Raw genomic sequence first — 21,422 nt, forward strand, 5'->3', positions numbered from 1 at the left:
CGGGAACTCCGGGCCATGCTGGGTATAGTGAAGCGCGTTTTTTCCTTCCCCCGGAGACACCATGAGCTACGAAAACATCGAAGTGCGGACCGAAGCTGGCAAGGTCGGCATCATCACCCTCAACCGCCCGAAGGCCCTGAATGCGCTGAACGACGCGCTCATGACCGAGCTGGGCCAGGCGCTCAAGGCCTTCGATGCGGACGACGCCATCGGCTGCATCATCCTCACGGGCAGCGAGCGCGCCTTCGCGGCCGGCGCCGACATCGCGGCGATGGCCAAGTACAGCTTCATCGACACCTACAAGGGCGACTACATCACGCGCAACTGGGAAACCATCCGCTCGATCCGCAAGCCGGTGATCGGCGCGGTGGCCGGCTTTGCGCTGGGTGGCGGCTGCGAGCTGGCGATGATGTGCGACTTCATCATCGCGGCCGACAACGCCAAGTTCGGCCAGCCCGAAATCAAGATCGGCGTGATCCCCGGCGCCGGCGGCACGCAGCGCCTGCCGCGCGCGGTGGGCAAGAGCAAGGCCATGGACATGGTGCTCACCGCCCGCATGATGGACGCCGCGGAAGCCGAGCGCGCCGGTCTCGTAAGCCGCGTGGTGCCGTTCGAGAAGCTCGCCGACGAGGCGCTGGGCGCGGCGCTGATCATCTGCGGCTACTCGCAGGTCTCGGTGATGGCGGCCAAGGAATCGGTCAACCGCGCCTTCGAGGGCGGCCTGAGCGACGGCGTGATGTTCGAGCGGCGCCTGTTCCACGCGCTGTTCGCCACGGCCGACCAGAAGGAAGGCATGGACGCCTTCCTGAACAAGCGCGCACCGGACTTCAAGAACGCCTGATCGCCCGATCGGGCCTCCGGTTCAACGCGCCAGCAGCGCGCGCAGCGCAGCGAGCGCCTGCGCCGGCGGCGTGCCGACCAGCGCGGTGCCGCCGGGGTGCGGCGTCCAGCGCACCTGGTCGCCCGCAATCTCGAGCACGGCGATGAGCGTGTCGCCGCGATAGAGCGACAGTCGCGCCTCCACCGGGGCACCGAAGGGCGCATCGGGTGTGGTGGCCGAGCGCGCCACCGTGCCCACCAGGGCAGGCAAGCCTTCGACGTCGCCCCGCGCGCGCCGCGCGCCGGCGTCCGAACTGAACGATGTCCAGCGCTCCAGCGCGGAGAAGGACGGCGGCCCGTCGGCTCGAGACGCCGCAGCCTTCGCCGCACGCGGCGAAGCGTCCTGCAACGCACCGGAGGCTTGCCCGCTGGCACCGCTCTGGCTGGCAAGCGCCGAGGCGTCCTGCGACTGGCGGGAGAGCGGGGCGGCGGCCGGCGGCGATGCAACGGATGGAGCGGGCGCGGCCGGTGCGGGGGCGTAGGCGCGCCGGCGTTCGCTTTCCATGCGCTCTTCGCGACGCTCGTCCTGCGCGGGGGCTTGGGCGGCCTGCTCGGCGACGATGGCGGGAGGCGCCGGCGCCACGGGCGTGGGCGCGGGCACCGCCTCCCTGCGCGATGGCTGGGCGCGTGCCGCTTCCTTGATAGGCGCCGTGTCGCGCGGCACCTTGGCGCGCTGTTCGGCAGCAGGCGCGGCCGGTGTCGGCGGGGCTTGCTTCGCCGCGGCCGGCGGCGCCCCCGCGGGTTCGGGTGCGGCAGCCGTCGCGGGTGCAGGCGCCGCAGGAGCCGCGGGGGCTTCGGCCGCGGGCGCGGCGGCGCCGCCGACACGCGCCTCCCCGTCAAGCCGCGCATCGGGCACCGGTTCGCTGCGCCACAGCACGGTAATGAACGCGGCCACCAGTACCGTTGCGAAGGCCGCATTCCACGGCATGCGCGGATGCGGCTCTGCGCCACCGCCGAACAGGCGGCGCCACCACGGCCGAGCACTCGCGCTGTTGGCGGCCGTGCCCGCAGTCGACGCCGGCGCCGGCGCCGCAGCCAGGTTGTGCGCCATCTTCAGGATCGCGTCGCGCGTGCGTGGATCGGGCGTGGCCTCGCCGTCGGGCGCGTGGTCCAGCGCACGGCGCAGCGCCGGGTCGCGCAGGTCGTCGTCGCGGCCGTCTTCGAAACCGGTGGTGTTGCCGCTCATGCCCGTTGCTCCAGCACCGACAGGTAGCGCTCCATGCAGGCGCGCAGCTTCTGCAGGCCGTAGCGCAGGCGGCTGCGCACGGTCTCGAATCCGATCTCCAGGCTCGCGGCCAGCGCGTCAACGGTCAGGCCGTCTTCATGGTGCAGCAGGAACGCGGCGCGCTGCTCGGGCGGCAGTTCGTCGAGGCAGGCCAGCAGGCGGCGGCCCGCGGCGCGCCAGAACGCGAGCTCTTCGGCCGACGGATGCGCGGCCGCATCGACAGCGCCGCGCACACCGCGGTCGAGCGTGGGGACGGGATCGCTGTCGTCGTCCGCATGCGCATCGAGCGCCACTTCGCGCCCGCTCACGCGCAGCCGGTCCATCGCGAGGTTGTGCGCGATGGTGAAGGCCCAGGTGCGCCAGGTCGCGCCCTGCGGCGAGAAGCTCTCGCGCGCCGAGATGATCCGCACCCAGGTGTCCTGGAACACCTCGTCGGCCTGCGCCGCCAGCCGCGCGCCCAGCAGCCGCTTGACGAAGCGGAACAGCCCGCCTTCGTGGCGCGCGTAGAGCACGTCGAACGCGGCGGCGTCGCCCTGCGCATAGGCCAGCATCAACTGGTCGTCGGGCATGGCCTGGCGCTCGGGGGCGTTCTTGGCGGAAGGGGCGCGGGGAAGCGCGGACATCGGCGGATTTTCACCCGAGCTTGTACGGGCGGCGGAAGGCATCGGGGTTCAGGGTGGCAAAAAAAGCGGCGGGGCTCAACCCCGTTGGCGGCGGCCCGCCGTATCAGCCTGCACCCAACCACCCGGAGTCCTTCCATGATCCACGCCTTCGCTCCCCGCTTCCGCCGGCCGCTCGTCGTGCTGCTGTGCGCCCAACTGCTCCTGACGGCCTGCGGCGCCACCGAGCCCTCGGCCATGGCCGACGGCCCTGTCAGATGGCCGACGCCCGCGCCCGACAGCCGCACGCAGGCAACGCTTGCCGTGCCGAATTTCGAGGCGCCATCGGCCACCAGCTGCGCCCGGCCGATCCAGACGCACGAGACGCCGGGCTTGCAGCGCAACGCCCAGTTCGAAGGGCACGCCCTGCGGGAAAGACGCGCGCTCGCCGACGCGGCCACGCCGCCGGATGCGCTGCGCAAGCCGTCGCGCGCAGAAGTCGCGGGCGCATTGGCCGCCTCTCCCGCGCCGATCGCCGAGGCCCCGCCCGCGGCGATGGCGATGCCCTCTCCCGCCGCATCCGCCGCTCCCCGCATCGCCGTCCAGCCGCCGGCGCAAGCACCGCGCCCGGCCAGCGAGCCCGTCACCGCCGGCATGGTCGACGACAACGCCGACTTCGGCGAATACCTCGCCTTCCGCGGCCGCACCCAGGTCGCCCACCGTGAACGCGACATCAGCGCGCGCTACCTGCTCCAGGTGCGCGATGCGCGCGGCGCCGTCGTGCCCGATGCCGAAGTGGCCGTGCAGGCCGCGAACGGCGCCGCCATGTGGGCGCGCACCGACGCGGGCGGGCGCGCGTGGCTGCACCCGAACGCCTTCGACAAGGCCCGCAGCGAGGTGTACGAGGTGACCGTGCGCAAGAACGGCCGCCAGAGCACCGCCTTCTTGCAGCGCGGCCAGAAGAATGCCGTCGACGTCGTGCTCCCAGGCAAGCCGGGCGCCGCACCCGCGCGCGCCCGGCTCGACCTGGTCTTCCTGATCGACGCCACTGGTTCGATGGACGACGAGATCGCCAAGCTGAAGACCACCCTGCGCACCATCGCCGACCAGGTGGCCAGGCTGCCGAGCCGCCCCGACACCTGCTTCGGCCTGGTGGCGTACCGCGACCGCACCGACGACTTCCTGGTGCGCCGCCATGACTTCACCAATGACCTGAACGCCTTCCAGGGCGTGCTCGACGCCCTGCGCGCCGCGGGCGGCGGCGACTACCCCGAGGCGATGAACGAGGCCCTGAACGAAACGGTCCACAAGCTGAGTTGGCGCGGCAACGGCACCACCCGCCTCGTGGTGCTGCTGGCCGATGCGCCGCCGCACCTCGACTACGGCGGCCCTCAGTACGACGACGACATGGTCGCCGCGCTGGGCAAGGGCATCAAGGTGTTCAGCGTGGGCGCCTCGGGGCTCGACCGGCAGGGCGAATACATCCAGCGCCAGATCGCGCAGTACACCGGCGGGCGCTTCGTGTTCCTCACCTACAAGGAGGCGGCGAACCCGGCCAGCGGCCCCGGAACGCAGACCGTGCACGACGTCGGCAACTACTCGGTGCAGACGCTGGACAAGCTGATCGTGAGGCTCGTTTCCGAAGAATTGGGCAAGTTGCCGGCGGGTAGTTGAACTGGGCCCTCAGCCTGGGCTATAATTTTGGGCTCGGTGCAAAACTGCACTGACGGCTCTTTAGCTCAGTCGGTTAGAGCGATGGAATCATAATCCACAGGTCCGCGGTTCGAGTCCGTGAAGAGCCACCAACAAAACGAAAAAGCCTTGCAAGTCAACGACTTGCAAGGCTTTTTTCCTTGTGGGCGCGCCTGATTCTCCAGCCCGGCAGCGCCGGCGCGGGCCCTCCCCGGATACGCCCGCCATCTGGCCAATGGGCATACCCAGTTTCGGTGATGGCGCCCGCCCGGGCGGTCCACAAGAATCGCCGGAAAGAATAAATATTCACAATCACACCCTTCTCGGCCACCTCCCTTCCGGAGGGGGTGGTGTGTTCGGGGGCGCCTGAGTTGTCCAGGAATCATGGGAAGTTCTTGCGGTCCCTGTTCGGCTGGGCGGCATGACGCGGCATCGATAGCAGAGGGGACGTAGACAGGGGGTCTTCGGTGCCACTCAGTTACCTTCTCCAGCTGGAGCATGCTCGCCTGCCGATGCATGTGACCGACGCGCAGGACGTGCGACGCGTTTCCGTCCTGAAAGCGACCGGCCTCATCGAGGCCTCCATCGACCCGGCTTTCGACACCGGGGGCAGCTACAGGCTGGCGCAGGCGGCGCTGGTGGTCTGCATCACCGACGAGGGGCATGCCGAGATCGGCAACCTGCGCGGCCGCGGCAGGGTCGGGGCCGCACCGAAGTCCGCAAGAACAGGCCCGGAGCCCCTGGACTACCTGCGCACGATCGAACGATCGACATTCCCGCTTCGCGTGCAGGACCCGCAGGAGATCAACTGCATCGAGGCCCTGAAGCAGGCCGGGTTCGTCGATGCGGCGATCAGCCCCGCGCTGGCGTGGAAGAGCAGCAGCGAGCCGCAGGAGCTGGCGGTGATCCGGCGCATCACGCCGTTCGGGCGGGCGCAGCTTGCGCGGGGCACCAAGTAATTTCGCGGCATCGGGAATACGCAGGGCCGCATCAGCCTTCGATGCCGGCGCGCAGCATCCCAAGCGAAGCGCTCAGGAGCCGCCGAAGCGATGTCCGGTGAGTGGCATCCGCTGTCAATCGAAGGCGGTGGCGCGAGCCCTCCTCGTCGAATCAGTACGAAATGCCTAACGCCGCGCGCATCGCCCCTCGCATGCCCGTCTCTCTTTGCATACATCCACGCCCTTTCCCCTTCCCCGCCAGCGCGATGCCTATTCAACAGGCAACGTGATGGGAACCCACGCCAGCTCTCGCTTCGCCTCTTCGCCTCCACCCACAACTCACAGAGTTGTCCACAGAAAACCCGAACAAGTCATCGAACTGTCAAAGAGATGTCGTCGCGACGTAGCCCTTGAACTGTTCGCGCAGCCTTGTCTTCAGCAGCTTGCCGGTGGCTGTATGCGGCAGGCTGTCGACGAAAGCCACGTCATCCGGTAGCCACCACTTCACGACGCGCTCCGCGAGGAAAGTAAGCAGTTCCTCGCGAGTGACTTCGACACCCGCGCGCCTGACCACGATGAGCAGCGGTCGCTCCTGCCACTTCGGGTGCGCGATGCCAATCACCGCCGCCTCGGCCACGGCCGGGTGTGTGCTCGCGGCGTTCTCGAGCTCGATGGAAGAGATCCATTCGCCGCCCGACTTGATGACGTCCTTCGCGCGATCGACCAGCTGCACGTAGCCGTCCTCGTCGATGTTGGCGACGTCGCCGGTCGGGAAGAAACCTTCGGCATCGAGCACCGGGCCGCCCTCGCCCTTGAAGTAACCGCTCGCGATCCACGGGCCGCGCACGTGCAGGTGGCCGAAGGCCTTGCCGTCGTGCGGCAGACGCTGGCCGTCCTCGCCGACGATCTTCAGCTCCACGCCCCACACGCCTCGGCCCTGGCGCATTTTCACGCGCGTCTGCTCTTCCTTCGGCATCGACAGGTGCTTGGGCAGCAGGTTGCCGATCACGCCGATGGGGCTGGTCTCGGTCATGCCCCAGCCCTGCACGAAGTCGGCGCCGAAGTCGCGCTCGAAGCGCTCGATCATGCTGCGCGGCGTGGCCGCGCCACCCACGCCGATGCGCTTCAGGCCGATGGCGCGGGTGTCGATTTCAGGGTGGGCGTCGAAGTACTGGAACAGCATGAGCCAGATGGTGGGCACGGCCTGCGAGAAGCCGACCTTCTCGTCGCGCATCAGCTCGTACAGGCTCTGGCCGTCCATGTGCGGGCCGGGCATGACCAGCTTCATGCCGGTCATCGCCGCCGCATAAGGCATGCCCCATGCGTTGGCGTGGAACATCGGCACTGCGAGCAGCAGCGTCATCTGCGAGTTGACGCCGAAGGTGTCGGGCGCGCACTCCATCAGCGAGTGCAGCACGGTGGAGCGATGCGAATACAGCACGCCCTTCGGATTGCCCGTGGTGCCCGAGGTGTAGCAAAGCGACGAGGCGGTGCGCTCGTCGAATTCGGGCCACTCGTACTGCTCGCTCTGCGAGCCCACGAGCTCGTCGAAGCACAGCAGGTTGGGCACGTCGATGGCCGGCATGTGCGCGCGGTCGGTCATCGCGATGAAGGCGCGCACCGACTTCAGCGCCGGCGCGAGCTTTTCGACCAGCGGCGCGAAGGTGGTGTCGAAGAACAGCACCTTGTCTTCGGCATGGTTGACGATGTAGTCGACCTGCTCGGGAAAGAGCCGCGGATTCACCGTGTGCAGCACCGCGCCCGAACCCGACACGCCGAAGTACAGCGCGAGGTGGCGCCATGTGTTCCACGCGAGCGTGCCGACGCGGTCGCCCGGTTCGATGCCCAGCACCGTCATCGCATTGGCCACCTGCTTGGCACGGCGCTGTATCTCCGCGTAGTTGGTGCGGTGCACCGGCCCCTCCACGGTGCGGCCGACGACTTCGGCTTTCGGATGAAAGGTGGCTGCGTAGTCGATGAGCGACGAGATCAGCAGCGGGCGGTCTTGCATCAATCCGAACATGGGTCTTGTCTCCTGTACGCTGGGGCGATGCTAGGCAGGCGCCTTGCCGCGACGCATCGTCGAAACGGACGATTGAGGACCCGCGAAGGTTGCCCCTAGCATCTCCCTCAAGAGGACCATTGCATGAACGTTCAGGACGCCATCGCCACCCGTCGCTCGGTGCGCGATTTTCTCGATACGCCGGTGCCCGGCGACGTCATCCGCCGCGTTGTCGAACAGGCGCTGCGCGCGCCCTCGGGCGGCAACCTGCAACCCTGGCACCTGCACGTGGTGGGCGGCGAGAGGCTTGCCGAACTCAAGGCGATCATGCGCACGCGCGTGCAGGAAGCACCTGCCGGCGAAGGCAGCGAGTACGACATCTACCCGCGCGAGCTTGTCGCGCCCTACCGCGACCGCCGCTTCGCCGTGGGCGAGGCGATGTATGCGCGCCTGGGCATTCCGCGCGAGGACAAGGCCGCGCGCCGCGAATGGTTTGCACGCAACTACCAGTTGTTCGGCGCGCCGCTCGCGCTGTTCTGCAGCGTCGACCGCCGCATGGGCCCGCCGCAGTGGTCGGACCTGGGAATGATGCTGCAGAACGTGATGCTGCTGCTGCGCGGCGAAGGGCTCGACAGCTGCCCGCAGGAATGCTGGGCGATCTACCCGCAGACCGTGGGCCGCTTCATCGCGCTGCCGCCCGAACGCATGCTGTTCACGGGCATGGCCATCGGCTACGCGGACCGCAGCCGGCCGCTCGATGCGCTGGTGACCGAACGCGCGCCGCTGGCCGACGTGGCGGAGTTCGTCGGTATCTGAATCCGCGGGGGGAGCGGATCGTGCTTGATGATGTGGCATCCGCAAGCAAGGCGCCGCATGCTCATCGCACAGATCTCCGACCCCCACGTCCGCCCCGCCGGCCAGCTCTACCAGGGCGTGGCCGATTCGAACCGCATGTTCGAGGAAGCCATCGACCACCTGCACGCGCTCGATCGCCGGCCCGACCTGATATTGCTGACAGGCGATCTCGTCGACGAAGGCCGGCCCGAGGAATACGCGCAGGTGCGGCGCCTGCTCGCGAAGCTGTCGATTCCGTATCTCGTGATCCCCGGCAACCACGACCACCACGAGAACTTTCGTGCAGCCTTCGCGGACCATGCCTACCTGCCGTCCGAAGGCGCGCTGCACTACTGCATTGACGACCATCCCGTGCGCATCGTGGCGCTGGATTCATGCGTTCCCGGGCTTCACCATGGCAATGTCGATGCGCGGGGCCTGGCGTGGCTGCGCCGCACGCTCGAAGCCAACCGCATCAAGCCGACGCTGCTGATGCTCCATCACCCGCCTTTCGTGAGCGGCATTCCCTACATGGACGCGTACCGCTGCATGGACACGGCGCCGCTCGAAGCCATCGTGCGCAGCGTCGACAACATCGAGCTGGTGCTGTGCGGCCACGTGCACCGCACCATGCTGCGGCGCTGGGCGGGTACGGTCGTGTGTTCGTGCCCGAGCAGCACGACGGAGATCGCGCTGCAGCTGGACGCCAGCGCGGCGCCTGCCTCGTACATGGGCCGACCGGGCTGCATGCTGCATCTGTGGAGCGAAGCGCACGGCATGGTGAGCCATGTGAGCCACATCGGGACGATGGACGGACCGTTTCCGTTTGCGTGATGGCTCGGCGCGCAAAATCCCGCCATGCCCCAGGAACGCACCCTCCTCTACACCGGACACGAATTCACGGTCGAGCACGTGCGTTCGCATGCGCAGCAGGGACCTGACTGGAGCGCGCCCTACACCCTGGAATCGCGACGCATCATTTTCCCGGCAGGCCGCACCGTGCTCGACGTACGCTCGGGCGACGGCACATGGCTGGCCACGCGCCTCGCTATCGGCGGCGCTGGTGCCGTTGCTGACCACACTGGGCGCGGCGGCCTGCATGAACGAGCCGGTCACCGGTGCGGTGCTGCTGGCTTTGGCGTTGGTGGTGCCGGGGATCGTGCTGGCGAGTGGTGTGGCTCGATGGGGCGCGAAGGAGGCGGCGCGGCCATCGGCATAGAGGCTTCAGGCGGCACGGGCAGAATGCGGCGAAACACCAGGGACGTGCACGCCAATGAAAAAGCTCATTCTCCTTGCCGCCTCGCTCGCCTTCGCCGCGGCATCCTGCTGGGCACAGGAGCGCAGCACGGTTCGCGTGCCCACGCCCTTCATTGAAGGCGGTGCGCCCGTCACGCTGGAGATGGTGATCTACAAGCCCGAAGGCGCAGGGCCCTTTCCTACAGTGGTGTTCAACCACGGCTCCACGGGCATGGGCAACAAGCCGGCGCTGTTCAAGGACACCTGGGCGCCCGAGCGCCTCGCCAAGTGGTTCACGCAGCGAGGCTGGCTTGTGGCGTTTCCACAGCGGCGCGGACGTGGCCAGTCGGACGGGCTGTATGACGAAGGCTTCACCCCCAAGCGCGAGCACTACAGTTGCGACCCGGCCCTGTCGCTGGCCGGCTTCGACCACGCGCTTGCCGATGTCGACGCCGCCGTCTCATCGCTGCAGAAGAACCCCGACGTGGACACGAAGCGCATGGAGATCGCCGGCCACTCGCGCGGCGGCATCCTCGCGATCGCCTATGCCGGCACGCGACCCGGCGTGTTCCAGGGCGCCATCAATTTCGTCGGCGGCTGGATGAGCGACCAGTGCCCCGATGGCACCGCGGATGCGATCAACCCCGTGAGCTTCACGCGCGGCGCCGCCTTTCCCCGTCCCACGCTCTGGCTGTACGGCGAGAAAGACAGCTTCTATGCGATGGCGCACAGCCGGAAGAATTTCGAAGCCTTCACGGCAGCTGGCGGCAAGGGCACCTTCGAGACCTATGCGCTGGAGCCCGGCACGAACGGGCACATGCTGATCGTGCAGCAAGGGCTGTGGGGCCCGGCGGTCGAGGCGTATCTTGCGAAGTGATCGCAGCACCCGGATCACCGCGGAACCCGGTCATGACGATCGGGTGCTGGCCAAAGCTGTCAATGCCATCTAGTCAGAGCCGCATGCGGCATGCGAACGGAACCGCGAATGAATTCCATCACTTCGACAACACTCGAAGGCCGGCTGCAGCCCCTAATGGAAACCGCAGGCATCCCGGGCGTGTCGATGGCCGTGCTGCGCCACGGAAAAGTAGACGCGCTGGCCGCCCTCGGGGTCAGGAACACGATCGACAACGCACCCGTCAACATTCAGACCGTGTTCCAGGCCGCGTCGCTCACCAAGCCGATCGTGGCCTACGCCGCACTGCAGCTGGTGGACGCCGGCGAACTGACGCTAGACGGATCGCTGGCGCACTTCGTTCCGACGGTGCTGCCCGGCGATGCTGCATTCGCGGCTATTACCGCGCGTCATCTGCTGACGCACACCTGCGGCCTGCCCAACCTGAGAGCGAAGAACCAGCCGCTGCAAGTCCACTTCCGGCCCGGCGAGTGGTTCAGCTATTCCAGCGTCGGCTTCAACTACCTTCAATCCGTCATGACGGCGATCACTGGTGAGCCGCTCGAGGCAACGATGCGGCAACTGGTGTTCGATCCGCTGGGCATGCAGTCGTCGAGCCTCGAACAGTCGGCCAGCTTCCAGGACAACCTCGCTGCCCCGCACGAAGGCGAAGCACCCGTGGACGTGCCGCGCTACCCAGCCAGCGCCTCTTTTTCGCTGCACACGACGGCGGCAGACTACGGCGCCTTTCTCGGCGCAGTGCTGCGCGGCGAGCGGCTGAAGGAAGCCACCCACTGCGCATGGCTGACCTGCCATGCGCATGTACCCAAGGAGAGCGCGGAGCGCCTGCGCGGCCAGCCCACGGAAACCGAACTGGATCCCGAGGTAGGTTGGGGCCTCGGCTGGGGGCTGGAGCCGAACCACGGCACCTTCTTCCAATGGGGGAAGATGGATGGCACCCGTGCGTTCGCCATGGGCAGCATGGCAGAGCAGTCGGCCGTCGTACTGCTCGCCAACAGCAACAAGGGGCTGCGGTTGATGCGCGAGGCCGCGGCATGCGCCCTGCCCGGCGCGCATCCCGCCATTCGATGGCTCAACGCATGCGTGTCCGAATGAATGGCTGCCAGGCGATGCGCTCGCCCCAGGTTCACAACCGCTCGACGATGGTCACATTGGCCATCCCGCCGCCTTCGCACATCGTCTGCAGGCCATAGCGCTTGCCGCGCTGGCCCAGCGCATGGACCAGCGTGGTCATCAGCTTGGTGCCCGACGCGCCGAGCGGATGGCCCAGCGCGATCGCGCCGCCGTTCACGTTCAGCCGGGCCGGGTCGGCGTCCAGCACCTGCAGCCAGGCCAGCGGTACCGGCGCGAAGGCCTCGTTTACCTCGTAGAGATCGATGTCGTCGATCTTCATGCCCGCCTTCTTCAGCGCGCGCTGCGTGGCGGGCAGCGGCGCCTCCAGCATGATGACCGGGTCGTGGCCCATCACGCTCATGTGGTGCACGCGCGCCAGCGGCTCCACGCCCAGCGTCTTCAGGCCGCGCTCGTTCACCACCATCAGGCCGCTCGCGCCATCGCAGATCTGGCTGGCGGTGGCCGCCGTGCAGCGCCCGCCTTCGGCGATGAGCTTGACGGCCGCGATGCTCTCCAGCGTGGCGTCGTAGCGGATGCCTTCGTCGGTGGTGTGCTGCTCGCCGGTTTCGGAACCGTCGGCCATGCGCACCGCCACGGGCACGATCTCGCGCTCGAAGTGGCCGGCCCGGGTGGCGGCGATGGCGCGCCGGTGGCTTTCGAGAGCATAGCGGTCGAGCTCGTCTTTCTCGATGCCGTAGTTCCTGGCGATCATCTCGGCGCCGGTGAACTGGCTGAACTGGACGTCGGGGTAGCGCTTCTGCATCGAAGGGCTCATGTAGAAGCCCAGGCCGTTCTTCAGCGGCAGCGTGGTGGGCAGGCCCATCGGCACGCGCGTCATGCTTTCCACGCCGGCGGCGATGACGATGTCCATGCTGCCCGACATCACGGCCTGCGCCGCGAAATGCAGCGCCTGCTGCGACGAGCCGCACTGCCGGTCGACCGAGGTGGCCGGCACCGACTCGGGCAGACGCGAGGCCAGCACCGCGTTGCGCGCGACGTTCGATGCCTGCTCGCCGGCCTGGCCGACGCAGCCCATGATGACGTCCTCGACCAGCGCGGGGTCGGCACCGGTGCGCGCCACCAGGGCGTCGAGCACCTGCGCGGCGAGGTCGGCCGGGTGCCAGCCGGCAAGGCGGCCGTTGCGCCGGCCTCCGGCGGTGCGCGCGGCGGCGACGATGAATGCTTCGGGCATGGGGTTCTCCTGTGTTCGCAAGCTGGTTCGGGTCAGCGCGGCGCCATGCGAATGGCCCCATCGAGCCGCACGCTCTCGCCGTTGAAATAGCCGTTGGTGATCATCAGCTCCGCCAGCGTGGCGTACTCCGCCGGCTTGCCCAGCCGCTTGGGGAACGGCACCGATGCCGCCAGCGCGGCCTTCACGTTGTCGGGTGCGCCCTGCAGCAGCGGCGTGTCGAAGATGCCCGGCAGGATGGTGTTCACGCGGATGCCCTCGCCCATCAAGTCGCGCGCGATGGGCAGCGTCATGCCGACGATGCCGGCCTTCGATGCGGTGTAGGCGGCCTGTCCCATCTGCCCGTCCTGCGCAGCCACCGAGGCGGTGTTGACGATGGCACCGCGCTCGCCGTCTTCCAGCATGTCGAGCGTGAGCATGCCGGCCGCCGACTTGGCGATGCAGCGAAAGGTGCCGACGAGGTTGATCTGAATGATGCGGTCGAAGTTCGCGAGCGGAAAGTGCTTGATCTCGCCCGTCGTCTTGTCGCGGCTCGCGGTCTTCACCGCATTGCCGGTGCCGGCGCAGTTGACGAGCACGCGCTCCTGGCCATGCGCCGCGCGCGCCCTGGCGAACGCTGCATCGACCTGCTCTTCGGAGGTGACGTCGACCTTGCAGAACACGCCGCCCAGTTCCTTCGCCAGGGCCTCGCCCTGTTCGGCGTTGAGGTCGAACAGCGCGACCTTCACGCCATGGCCGGCAAGGCGGCGCGCTGTGGCGGCGCCGAGGCCCGAGGCACCGCCGGTGACAACGGCGCCAATGCTGGAATCGAGTTGCATCTCTGGGTGTCCTTGAGGTGTCTTTGCGGGTTTGTCCCCCGCCAGTTTAGGAAGCAGAATCGACCGCACACATCGTCGGAAACGACGGGATTTCGCCTCCGCATGCAGTCCCCCACACCCCGGATTCTCGAAACCAAGCTCAACCCACCGGCCTTCGTCGCCACGCAGGTGCCGCGCACGGCCATCGGCGAGGAGATCGCTGCGGCGGCCGTGAAGCTGGTGCTCGTGCGGGCGCCGGCCGGCTTCGGCAAGACGACGGCCATGGCGCAGATCCGCGAGCGCAGGGAGGCGCAGGGCGTGGCCACGGCATGGCTCACGCTGGACCGCGCCGACAACGACGTCTCGCGCTTTCTCCACTGCCTGGCCGAAGCCGTGCAGCGCATGGGCGTGGAAGAGCCGCGCGCCAACGCGCCCTTCGATGCGGTGGCCGCACTGGCCGCGCACGACTCGCCTTTCACACTGTTCCTCGACGACTTCGAAAGGGTGCAGGAGCCGGCGGTGCTGGGCGTGGTGCGCGAGATCGTCGAGCACCTGCCGCGCGGCGGGCAGATCGTGATCGGCTCGCGCAGCCTGCCCGACCTGGGCCTGGGGCGGCTGCGCGCGCGCGGCCAGCTGATGGAGATCGACACCGACCGCCTGCGCTTCAGCCTCGAGGAGACCAGCGCCTTCTTCGGGCTGCGCCAGTTGCATGCGGCCCAGGTGCTGCCGGCCGAGATGCTGTCGCAGCTGCACCGCAAGACCGAAGGCTGGGTGGCCGCGATCTGGCTCGCGTCGATGGCGCTGCAGCGGCATGGCACCGGGACCGGTTTTGTCGAACGCTTCTCGGGCTCGGACCGCGCCGTGGCCGACTACCTGGCCGAAGACGTGCTCGCGCACCAGCCGAAGGACATCCGCGACTTCTTGCTGCGCACCAGCATCCTGCGGCAGCTCGATGCATCGGTGTGCCAGGCGCTGTGCCCGCGCGTGGACTGTGCAGCCATCCTCGAACGGCTGGCCGCGTCGAACCTGTTCCTCACACCCGTGAGCGGCGACGGCGGTGCGTGGCGCTATCACAGCCTGTTTGCCGACTTCCTGCGCGCGCAGCTGGCGCGCGAACTGCCCGGCGAGCTGGAGCGCCTGCACCTCGCGGCCTCGGGCTGGTACGAGTCGCACGACCGCCCCGTGCCCGCCATCGACCACGCGATCGAAGGCGGCGACCATCCGTATGCGCTGACCCTGCTCGACAGCTACGCGACGCAGTTCCTGGAGCAGGGCCGCATGCGCATGCTGGCACGCTGGTTCTCCGCCATTCCCGAACACCAGCTGCGCGAGCATCCGTTCCTGCAGCCCATCTCGCTGTGGGCCACCTGCTTCACGCACGGCCCGTGGGACGCGATGCGCCAGCTCGAAAAGTCGGGCTGCCTCGACAGCCCCATCGCCGAGGTGCGTGCAAGCGCCCACACGCTGGTGCCCCTGCTGCTGGCGATGCAGGACCGCCACGACGAGGCCTACGAGGCCGGCCGCCAGAGCCTGGCGCGCCTGCCCACCGGCCTGGCCTTCGCCGACAGCGTGCTGCTCAACGCCATGGCCCACATCCTGGCCGTGCGCGGCGACCCGCACGAGGCGCGGCGCCTGCTCGACGCGGCGCGGCGCGAGCAGGGCAACAGCACCTTCAACCGCATGTACACCGAGTCGCTGGCCGGGCTGTTCGACCTGCAGGAAGGCCGCTTGCGGCAGGCCACCGCGCGGCTGCGCATGGCGGTCGATTCGACGCATGCGGTGTCGTACAACCACAGCCACGGCAATGCGTGGGCGGGCGTGCTCTACGCGGGCGCCGTGTACGAAACCAACCAGCTGGTGCAGGCCGAGCATTTGCTGAACGTGTACCTGCCGCTGGCGCGCGACGTGGGCCTGCCGGACCACATGATCCTGAGCCACGTGATGCGCTCGCGGCTCGCGTTCCATGCGGGCGACATCGACGCCGCGTTCCAGGCGCTGACCGAGCTCGAATACCTGGGCCACCACCGGCAGCTGCCGCGCGTGGTGGCGGGCGCGAAGCTGGAGCGCTCGCGCATGCTGCTTCTGCAGGGCAACGGTCCCGCATCGCGCGACGAACTGCTGCGCGCCGACGACCCCGCGCTGTGGGACAGCGAGCGGCGGCAGCGCCTGCCTGCGCACGACCTCGACTACCTCGCGCTGGCAAAGGCCCGCTGGGAAATCGTCTTCGGCGATGCGCGCGCGGCACTGGGCGCGCTCGACGCCGAGCTGCATGCGGCGCTGGCCTCGGCCCGCAACCGGCGCGCGCTCAAGCTCAGGGTGCTGCGCGCGCTGGCGCTGCAACGCATCGGCGACGCGGCCGCCGCGATCGAGCAGATCGGCGGGGTGCTGCAGGCGGCGAGCCAGGAAGGATTCATGCGGCTGATCCTCGATGAAGGCCCGGTGGTGGGCACGCTGTTGCACCGTTATGCGGCGGCCATGCAGGAGGGCACGCGCGGCAGCAGCGATCCGATACTCGCCGATCACCTGCAGCGGCTGCTGCAAGCGGCCGGGCCGGCCGGCAGTGGCGAGGTGGAAACACCCGCGGCCGATGCGATGAAGGAGCCGCTGACCCGCAAGGAGATCCGCGTGCTGCAGTTGCTGGCCGAGGGGTACTCGAACAACGCGATGGCGGAAAAGCTGTTCGTGTCGGACAGCACGGTGCGCACGCACCTGCGCAACATCAACATGAAGCTGGATGTGAAGAGCCGAACGCAGGCGGTGGCGATTGCGCGCAAGCTCGGGGTGATCCGCTAGGCGGACTCTGCCCGTGCGTCGCGGCCGTTTTGCAGGGCCGGCAACCTTGTCCAGGATGACTCACTCCGGCGCCCCTCGATTACTACTGATTCCGGTGATTCCCCGGCCATTGGCCAATCCCTAGGATTCCTCCAGAGGTCAGAGTCTTCCAACTGCCGCGACAGCAGGCAACAGATAGCGAGTAAGGGAGCGGCGAAAGCCGGAGCCACCATGCCCAAAGGAACCCCGAATCCTGCCGCCATGTACGGCATCTATCGCCGTGCCTGGGGCTTCGAGGTGTCGATCGTGCGCAACGGCACGCGCTACTACAAGCAGTTCGGCCGCGCCAGCTACGGCAGCGAGGAACAGGCGCTGCTGCAGGCGCAGGACTGGCGCGACGGCATCGTGCGCAGCGTGCCGCCGGTGCCGCGGCGCACCCGGGCCGAGAAGCTGCGGATCAACAACACCACCGGCGTGTCCGGCGTCTTCTGCCAGGTCGCCCCGGACGGCAGGGTGCGGGCCTGGGTCGCCAAGACCTACATCGGGCACGACGAGATCCTGCGCACCGACTTTCCGGTGAACGCGGTGGGTGAGGCCGCGCAGGAGTTGGCCGTCGAGGAGCGGACACGGCAACTGGAACGCATGGCCGGGCTGGCCAGGCTGCATCCGGCCGAGGAAACGATCCGCAAGAGCCCGCCGGCCTTTCCCGCCGGGCTGCTGTCGCCCAAGCGCTCGAAGTCCGAGATCAAGCGCAGCACCAATTCCAGCGGCGTGAGCGGCGTGCACTTCAAGGCGCCCAACCCCGGCCACCCGGGCTACTGGCTCGCCATCACGTACACCATGGGCAAGGGCAGCGTGAGCAAGGCTTTCTCCATCAAGGAGCACGGCCCCGAGAAGGCCAAGCTGCTGGCCATCGAGGAGCGCGAGCGCCAACTCGAGCAGAAGCTGATGCCTGACACCGGCACGCTCGCCCCTTCCCTTCGGCGGGAAGCCAGCCGGCACGGCCAGGCCGCCGTCGAGGCGAGGCCGCAGCGGTGAGGCCCTTTTTCTGCATTTTTCGGTGCATGACTGCCTCCGCGGAGTTGTCATTGCGCTTCGGCCAAAATAGCTGCGAAATGCGTGCGCCAACGAGCGGCAGGCAACTCGGGGAGTCCATCGGAATCAGCACCGCTGAGAGCAGCATCACGTCGAGAATGCCCAAAGGAATCCCCAATCCGGCAGCCATGTACGGCATTTACTCCAGGCCCTGGGGTTTCGAAGTTTCCATCGTACGCAACGGTGTTCGCCACCACAGGCTGTTCGGCAAGGCCAGCTATGGCGGCGCGGAGCAGGCGCTGCTCCATGCGCAGGACTGGCGCGACTTCATCGTGCGCAACGTGCCGCCACAGGCGCGCCGCGTGCGGGCCGAGAAGCGCCGCGCCAACAACAGCACCGGCGTGCCAGGCGTGTTCCACCACCTGGCACCGGGCGGCCGGGTGCGGGCGTGGATGGCCAAGACCTACATCGCACCGGACGAAATCCTTCGCACCGACTTCCCCGTCGCGGAGTTGGGCGACGCCGCGCAGGCGCTGGCGGTCCAGGAGCGCGCGCAGCAGCTCAAGCGCATGACGGGGCTGGCGCGCATACACCCGGCCGAGGAGGCGATCCGCATGGGGCTGTCGGCCCATGCGCCCGGGCCGCGCACGGCCAAGCGCTCGAAGTCGGAGATCACCCGGCGCAACAACACCAGCGGCGTGAGCGGTGTCCACTTCAAGACGCCCAAGCCGAACCATCCCGGCTACTGGCTGGCCATCACCTACACCACGGGCAAGGGCAGCGTGAGCAAGGCGTTCTCGGTGAAGGTGCACGGCACCGACGTGGCCAAGAGCCTGGCCATCGCCGAGCGGGAGCGCCAGCTCGCCGACAAGCAGCGCACCGAGGAAGCCGCGGCGACTGCGGCCTCGCAGCGCACGGCCTCCGGCGCGAAACGGGCCGGCGGATGAGAGTCCTGCAAGAAAACGGCTGCGCGGAAGCGGCGAAGACCGGTGGCAGCCGCATGCACGGAGCGGCCCGCCCATGAAATACAAGCAGCTTCACCGCTTGCTGCGCGTGGCCTCGCACCTGCTGGATCAGGCCGCGGCGGATGTGCGGACGACCGATCTCGGTCCCGTGGACGAGAACATCCAGCGCATCGGCCGCGCGCTGATCGAGGTGATCGAGGTACAGCGGAAGATCTACACCGCGCAGCCCGAGCTGCAGCCCGGGTCGCTGGCCGCTTCGCCGCGCGAAAACGATGCCAACCGGCTCTTCACCCAGTTCACGCTGGAAGCGCTGGAGCTGGAAGACGCGGGCCATCCCGATGCGGCGCGCGAGAAGTACACGCAGTTCATCGGCCTCTCGCCGTCGTACCACCACCGCGAAATTGCGCGGGCGGAGATCCGACGGCTGTCCTGAACGCACTGCTCACAGCGCCCTCGAAATCACCTCCTTCATGATCTCGTTGGTGCCGCCGTAGATGCGCTGCACCCGCGCGTCGGCGTACATGCGCGCCACCATGTACTCGTTCATGAAGCCGTAGCCGCCGAACAGCTGCAGGCACTCGTCGACCACGCGGCCTTGCGCCTCCGAGCCCCAGAGCTTGGCCATCGAGGCGGTGGCGGTGTCGAGCCTGCCGGCCACGAGGTCTTCCACGCAGCGATCGATGAAGGCGCGGCCCACCTTGATCTGCGTGGCGATCTCGGCCAGCTTGAATCGGGTGTTCTGGAATTCGGCGATCGGCTTGCCGAAGGCCTTGCGATCGCGCACGTAGTCCAGCGTGGCCTGGTAGGCGCCTTCCATGGTGGCCAGCGCGCTCAGGCCGATGATGGTGCGCTCATAGGGCAGGTCGCTCATGAGCTGGAAGAAGCCCTGACCCTCAACGCCGCCGAGCAGCGCGTCGGCGCCCACGCGCACGTCGTCGAAGAAGAGCTCGGAGGTGTCCTGCGCCTTCATGCCGATCTTGTCGAGCACGCGGCCCACGCGGAAGCCCTTGCAACCCTCGGTCTCGACGATGAGGATCGAGGTGCCCTTGGCGCCCTGCGTCGGGTCGGTCTTGCACACCACCAGCACCACGCCGGCCAGGAAGCCGTTGGTGATGAAGGTCTTGGAGCCGTTGACGACATAGCCGCCGTCCTTCTTCTCGGCGCGCGTGCGCACGCCCTGCAGGTCGGAGCCTGCGCCGGGTTCGGTCATGGCGATGGCGCCGACCAGCTCGCCGCGCGCCATGCGCGGCAGGTAGCTGCGCTTCTGCGCCTCGGTGCCGTGGTTGAGGAAGTAGTGCGCCACGATGCTGTGCACCGAGCTGGCCATGCCGGTGAGCGCGCGGCGCGACATCTCCTCGTAGAACACGGCTTCATGGCGAAAGTCGCCGCCGGCGCCGCCGTATTGCTCGGGAATGTCCGCGCACAGCAGGCCGAGCGCGCCGGCCTTGCGCCAGACCTCGTGGCCCACGTGGCCGCGCCTGCGGGCTTCCTCGTCGTGCGGGAGCACTTCGGTTTCGATGAAGCGCACCACGTTGTCGCGGTACAGCTCCAGGTCTTCATCGCTCCAGGAGCGGCGGAAATCGATGGCCATGTCGCCTTTCTTCGTTTGTCGTCGGCTTGCTTCGTCAGGAAGCGCACAGCGGTGCGATGGCGTGGGCCGCCACGCCCCAGCGGCGCAGCACGGTCTCGCCGTCGTCGCGCGCGGCGGCCGGAGGCACGACCGGCGCGGTGCGGCTGAAACGCGGCGCGGGCGCGGGCTGCACCACGCCGCCCACGTTGGCGAAGGTGCCGCGCGCCACGTTGTGCGGATGTTCTGGGGCCTCGTCCCAATCGAGCACGGGCGCGAAGCAGGCGTCGCTGCCCTCGAGCAGCACGCACCACTCGTCGCGCGTGCGGGTGCGGAACAGGTCGGCCATGCGCAGCTTGAGCAGCGGCCAGCGGTCGGCGTCCATCTGCGCGTCGAAGGCGGGGTCGTCGGCGATGCCGCAGCGCTCGCGCAGGAGCGCGTAGAACTGCGGCTCGATGGCGCCCACGGCCACGTACCTGCCGTCGGCGCAGGCGTAGGTGTCGTAGAAATGCGCGCCGCCGTCGAGCATGTTCTCGCCGCGCTGGTTGCTCCACCGGCCGGCCGACTTGAGGCCGTACATCATGGCCGACAGCAGCGCCGCGCCATCGGCCATGGCGGCATCGACCACCTGCCCTTGCCCCGACTGCTTCGCCTCGTGCAGCGCGGCGAGGATGCCGAAGGCCAGCAGCATCGCGCCGCCGCCGAAGTCGCCCACGTAGTTGAGCGGCGGCACGGGCGGCTCGCCCGCGCGGCCGATGGCATGCAGTGCGCCGCTGATGGCGATGTAGTTGATGTCGTGCCCCGCGGCATGCGCCAGCGGGCCGTGCTGGCCCCAGCCGGTCATGCGGCCGTAGACCAGGCGCGGATTGCGCGCATGGCAGGGCGCGGGGCCGAGGCCCAGCCGCTCCATGACGCCGGGGCGGAAGCCTTCGATGAGCACGTCGGCCTTCTCGACGGCATCGAGCACGGATTGCGCCGCGCCTTCCGCGCGCAGGTCGGTCTGCAGCGTGCTGCGGCCGCGCGCGAGGATGTCATGCGCATCGGGCTGCGTGCCCGGGCGGGCGATGCGGATCACCTCCGCGCCCATGTCGGCGAACAGCATCGCGCAGAACGGGCCGGGGCCGATGCCCGCCATCTCGATGACCCGCAACCCCTGCAGTGGACCCGCCATGCCTCGTCTCCTTCGGCTCCGCGTGGAACGCCTGCCGTGTGGAGCCATCTTGGCGCCCAGGCGCCCCGCAGGCATCGTCGGAAGCGACGAATGCGCACGCGATGAGCCGCGCTTCGCGCCAATCACTAGCGCAGACTTTTGTTTTCATTTACTCGGGATAGTCCGATATCCCGCCGCGCCGGCAGATGTTTCAATTCGTACGGGAGTCGTTCCGGGCGTCACAGAAAAAGTGCGCCACCTTCGAAGGAAGCAACCTTGAGCTCTGTCATTCCCGGCTTCTCGCACGCCAGCGTCGAACGGCTGTGCGACTACGAACTGCCCGAACCACCGACCCCTGCGCTGCGGGAAGCGGCGGAACCTCCTGGGCCCGAGAACCTCGCCCTGGCCTGGTGGCTGTGGATGGACGAACTGGGCAAGAGCATGTTCAGGCACTACGACACCTGGCGCGACCAGCTCGGCCGTACGGCGGACGGCCCGGCCCGCAAGGGCTGA

General features: G+C 68.5%; 20 protein-coding genes and 1 tRNA gene. 14 read left to right on the forward strand and 7 right to left on the reverse strand.

Annotated features, from left to right (window positions below; genetic code table 11):
* The first annotated feature begins 61 nt into the window (after positions 1–61).
* Positions 62–841, forward strand: a complete 780-nt coding sequence (locus ACCC97_RS09410; protein WP_413332466.1) for an enoyl-CoA hydratase — start codon at positions 62–64, stop codon at positions 839–841.
* Positions 842–862: 21 nt separating this feature from the next.
* Here the strand turns inward: ACCC97_RS09410 and ACCC97_RS09415 are convergent, their stop codons facing one another.
* Both ACCC97_RS09415 and ACCC97_RS09420 read right to left on the reverse strand, forming a co-directional pair.
* Positions 863–2,065: a hypothetical protein gene (locus tag ACCC97_RS09415; protein WP_413332468.1), complete on the reverse strand. Its 1,203-nt coding sequence runs from the start codon at positions 2,063–2,065 to the stop codon at positions 863–865.
* A complete protein-coding gene (locus tag ACCC97_RS09420) occupies positions 2,062–2,727 on the reverse strand; it encodes a sigma-70 family RNA polymerase sigma factor (RefSeq protein ID WP_413332470.1) in 666 nt (221 codons plus the stop codon). Before ACCC97_RS09420 ends, ACCC97_RS09415 begins: the two co-directional genes overlap by 4 nt.
* Before the next feature lie 135 nt (positions 2,728–2,862).
* Here ACCC97_RS09420 and ACCC97_RS09425 point away from each other — a divergent pair, with 135 nt between their 5' ends.
* The 3 genes from ACCC97_RS09425 to ACCC97_RS09435 all read left to right on the forward strand — a co-directional run bounded on the left by ACCC97_RS09425 (position 2,863) and on the right by ACCC97_RS09435 (position 5,354).
* Complete coding sequence (locus ACCC97_RS09425) at positions 2,863–4,377, forward strand: VWA domain-containing protein (RefSeq protein ID WP_413332471.1); 1,515 nt, start codon at positions 2,863–2,865, stop codon at positions 4,375–4,377.
* A 54-nt stretch (positions 4,378–4,431) separates the two neighbouring features.
* Positions 4,432–4,508, forward strand: a tRNA-Met gene (locus tag ACCC97_RS09430).
* Positions 4,509–4,907: 399 nt separating this feature from the next.
* Positions 4,908–5,354: a hypothetical protein gene (locus ACCC97_RS09435; RefSeq protein ID WP_413332473.1), complete on the forward strand. Its 447-nt coding sequence runs from the start codon at positions 4,908–4,910 to the stop codon at positions 5,352–5,354.
* Between the two features lie 361 nt (positions 5,355–5,715).
* Here the strand turns inward: ACCC97_RS09435 and ACCC97_RS09440 are convergent, their stop codons facing one another.
* Positions 5,716–7,356, reverse strand: coding sequence for a 3-(methylthio)propionyl-CoA ligase (locus ACCC97_RS09440; protein ID WP_413332475.1), 1,641 nt, complete (start codon positions 7,354–7,356; stop codon positions 5,716–5,718).
* A 123-nt stretch (positions 7,357–7,479) separates the two neighbouring features.
* Between ACCC97_RS09440 and ACCC97_RS09445 the strand changes: the two genes are divergently transcribed.
* The 5 genes from ACCC97_RS09445 (at position 7,480) to ACCC97_RS09465 (ending at position 11,416) form a co-directional block, all read left to right on the forward strand.
* A complete protein-coding gene (locus tag ACCC97_RS09445) occupies positions 7,480–8,151 on the forward strand; it encodes a nitroreductase (protein WP_007828897.1) in 672 nt (223 codons plus the stop codon).
* A 57-nt stretch (positions 8,152–8,208) separates the two neighbouring features.
* Complete coding sequence (locus ACCC97_RS09450; protein ID WP_007828896.1) at positions 8,209–9,003, forward strand: phosphodiesterase; 795 nt, start codon at positions 8,209–8,211, stop codon at positions 9,001–9,003.
* A 235-nt stretch (positions 9,004–9,238) separates the two neighbouring features.
* Positions 9,239–9,388: a hypothetical protein gene (locus tag ACCC97_RS09455; RefSeq protein WP_413332477.1), complete on the forward strand. Its 150-nt coding sequence runs from the start codon at positions 9,239–9,241 to the stop codon at positions 9,386–9,388.
* Between the two features lie 54 nt (positions 9,389–9,442).
* Entirely contained in the window at positions 9,443–10,282 is an 840-nt protein-coding gene (locus tag ACCC97_RS09460; protein ID WP_413314831.1) for a dienelactone hydrolase family protein, read from the forward strand.
* 108 nt (positions 10,283–10,390) lie between these two features.
* Positions 10,391–11,416, forward strand: a complete 1,026-nt coding sequence (locus tag ACCC97_RS09465) for a serine hydrolase domain-containing protein (RefSeq protein WP_413332479.1) — start codon at positions 10,391–10,393, stop codon at positions 11,414–11,416.
* 31 nt (positions 11,417–11,447) lie between these two features.
* Here ACCC97_RS09465 and ACCC97_RS09470 read toward each other — a convergent pair whose 3' ends face one another.
* Together ACCC97_RS09470 and ACCC97_RS09475 are read right to left on the reverse strand one after the other, a co-directional pair.
* Positions 11,448–12,626 (reverse strand): acetyl-CoA C-acetyltransferase, encoded by a 1,179-nt coding sequence (locus tag ACCC97_RS09470; protein ID WP_413332481.1) that lies wholly within the window; start codon positions 12,624–12,626, stop codon positions 11,448–11,450.
* Positions 12,627–12,658: 32 nt separating this feature from the next.
* Positions 12,659–13,441 (reverse strand): SDR family NAD(P)-dependent oxidoreductase, encoded by a 783-nt coding sequence (locus ACCC97_RS09475; protein WP_007828886.1) that lies wholly within the window; start codon positions 13,439–13,441, stop codon positions 12,659–12,661.
* 102 nt (positions 13,442–13,543) lie between these two features.
* Here ACCC97_RS09475 and ACCC97_RS09480 point away from each other — a divergent pair, with 102 nt between their 5' ends.
* The 4 genes from ACCC97_RS09480 (at position 13,544) to ACCC97_RS09495 (ending at position 18,625) form a co-directional block, all read left to right on the forward strand.
* Positions 13,544–16,213, forward strand: a complete 2,670-nt coding sequence (locus tag ACCC97_RS09480; protein ID WP_413332484.1) for a LuxR C-terminal-related transcriptional regulator — start codon at positions 13,544–13,546, stop codon at positions 16,211–16,213.
* Positions 16,214–16,423: 210 nt separating this feature from the next.
* Positions 16,424–17,230 (forward strand): AP2 domain-containing protein, encoded by an 807-nt coding sequence (locus ACCC97_RS09485; RefSeq protein ID WP_413332486.1) that lies wholly within the window; start codon positions 16,424–16,426, stop codon positions 17,228–17,230.
* Between the two features lie 155 nt (positions 17,231–17,385).
* Positions 17,386–18,174, forward strand: coding sequence for an AP2 domain-containing protein (locus tag ACCC97_RS09490; RefSeq protein WP_413314837.1), 789 nt, complete (start codon positions 17,386–17,388; stop codon positions 18,172–18,174).
* A gap of 73 nt (positions 18,175–18,247) precedes the next feature.
* Positions 18,248–18,625, forward strand: coding sequence for a hypothetical protein (locus ACCC97_RS09495; RefSeq protein ID WP_056595518.1), 378 nt, complete (start codon positions 18,248–18,250; stop codon positions 18,623–18,625).
* 9 nt (positions 18,626–18,634) lie between these two features.
* Here ACCC97_RS09495 and ACCC97_RS09500 read toward each other — a convergent pair whose 3' ends face one another.
* Both ACCC97_RS09500 and ACCC97_RS09505 read right to left on the reverse strand, forming a co-directional pair.
* A complete protein-coding gene (locus ACCC97_RS09500) occupies positions 18,635–19,783 on the reverse strand; it encodes an acyl-CoA dehydrogenase family protein (protein WP_413332488.1) in 1,149 nt (382 codons plus the stop codon).
* Positions 19,784–19,817: 34 nt separating this feature from the next.
* A complete protein-coding gene (locus ACCC97_RS09505; RefSeq protein WP_413332490.1) occupies positions 19,818–20,930 on the reverse strand; it encodes a CaiB/BaiF CoA transferase family protein in 1,113 nt (370 codons plus the stop codon).
* 255 nt (positions 20,931–21,185) lie between these two features.
* On the opposite strand from ACCC97_RS09505, the gene ACCC97_RS09510 reads away from it, so the two are divergent.
* Positions 21,186–21,422 carry a hypothetical protein gene (locus ACCC97_RS09510; protein WP_413332492.1) on the forward strand — a complete coding sequence of 79 codons (237 nt, stop codon included), beginning with the start codon at positions 21,186–21,188 and terminating at the stop codon, positions 21,420–21,422.

Origin of the sequence: Variovorax sp. Varisp85 (assembly GCF_047304045.1) — a bacterium.
In the GTDB taxonomy this organism is placed as follows: Bacteria; Pseudomonadota; Gammaproteobacteria; order Burkholderiales; family Burkholderiaceae_C; genus Variovorax.

Bases quoted from the DNA above. Each gene is read 5' to 3' on its own strand.
- ACCC97_RS09410 (WP_413332466.1), top strand. From the start codon at position 62: ATGAGCTACGAAAACATCGAAGTGCGGACCGAAGCTGGCAAGGTCGGC.
- ACCC97_RS09415 (WP_413332468.1), bottom strand. From the start codon at position 2,065: ATGAGCGGCAACACCACCGGTTTCGAAGACGGCCGCGACGACGACCTG.
- ACCC97_RS09420 (WP_413332470.1), bottom strand. From the start codon at position 2,727: ATGTCCGCGCTTCCCCGCGCCCCTTCCGCCAAGAACGCCCCCGAGCGC.
- ACCC97_RS09425 (WP_413332471.1), top strand. From the start codon at position 2,863: ATGATCCACGCCTTCGCTCCCCGCTTCCGCCGGCCGCTCGTCGTGCTG.
- ACCC97_RS09435 (WP_413332473.1), top strand. From the start codon at position 4,908: ATGCATGTGACCGACGCGCAGGACGTGCGACGCGTTTCCGTCCTGAAA.
- ACCC97_RS09440 (WP_413332475.1), bottom strand. From the start codon at position 7,356: ATGTTCGGATTGATGCAAGACCGCCCGCTGCTGATCTCGTCGCTCATC.
- ACCC97_RS09445 (WP_007828897.1), top strand. From the start codon at position 7,480: ATGAACGTTCAGGACGCCATCGCCACCCGTCGCTCGGTGCGCGATTTT.
- ACCC97_RS09450 (WP_007828896.1), top strand. From the start codon at position 8,209: ATGCTCATCGCACAGATCTCCGACCCCCACGTCCGCCCCGCCGGCCAG.
- ACCC97_RS09460 (WP_413314831.1), top strand. From the start codon at position 9,443: ATGAAAAAGCTCATTCTCCTTGCCGCCTCGCTCGCCTTCGCCGCGGCA.
- ACCC97_RS09465 (WP_413332479.1), top strand. From the start codon at position 10,391: ATGAATTCCATCACTTCGACAACACTCGAAGGCCGGCTGCAGCCCCTA.
- ACCC97_RS09470 (WP_413332481.1), bottom strand. From the start codon at position 12,626: ATGCCCGAAGCATTCATCGTCGCCGCCGCGCGCACCGCCGGAGGCCGG.
- ACCC97_RS09475 (WP_007828886.1), bottom strand. From the start codon at position 13,441: ATGCAACTCGATTCCAGCATTGGCGCCGTTGTCACCGGCGGTGCCTCG.
- ACCC97_RS09480 (WP_413332484.1), top strand. From the start codon at position 13,544: ATGCAGTCCCCCACACCCCGGATTCTCGAAACCAAGCTCAACCCACCG.
- ACCC97_RS09485 (WP_413332486.1), top strand. From the start codon at position 16,424: ATGCCCAAAGGAACCCCGAATCCTGCCGCCATGTACGGCATCTATCGC.
- ACCC97_RS09490 (WP_413314837.1), top strand. From the start codon at position 17,386: ATGCCCAAAGGAATCCCCAATCCGGCAGCCATGTACGGCATTTACTCC.
- ACCC97_RS09495 (WP_056595518.1), top strand. From the start codon at position 18,248: ATGAAATACAAGCAGCTTCACCGCTTGCTGCGCGTGGCCTCGCACCTG.
- ACCC97_RS09500 (WP_413332488.1), bottom strand. From the start codon at position 19,783: ATGGCCATCGATTTCCGCCGCTCCTGGAGCGATGAAGACCTGGAGCTG.
- ACCC97_RS09505 (WP_413332490.1), bottom strand. From the start codon at position 20,930: ATGGCGGGTCCACTGCAGGGGTTGCGGGTCATCGAGATGGCGGGCATC.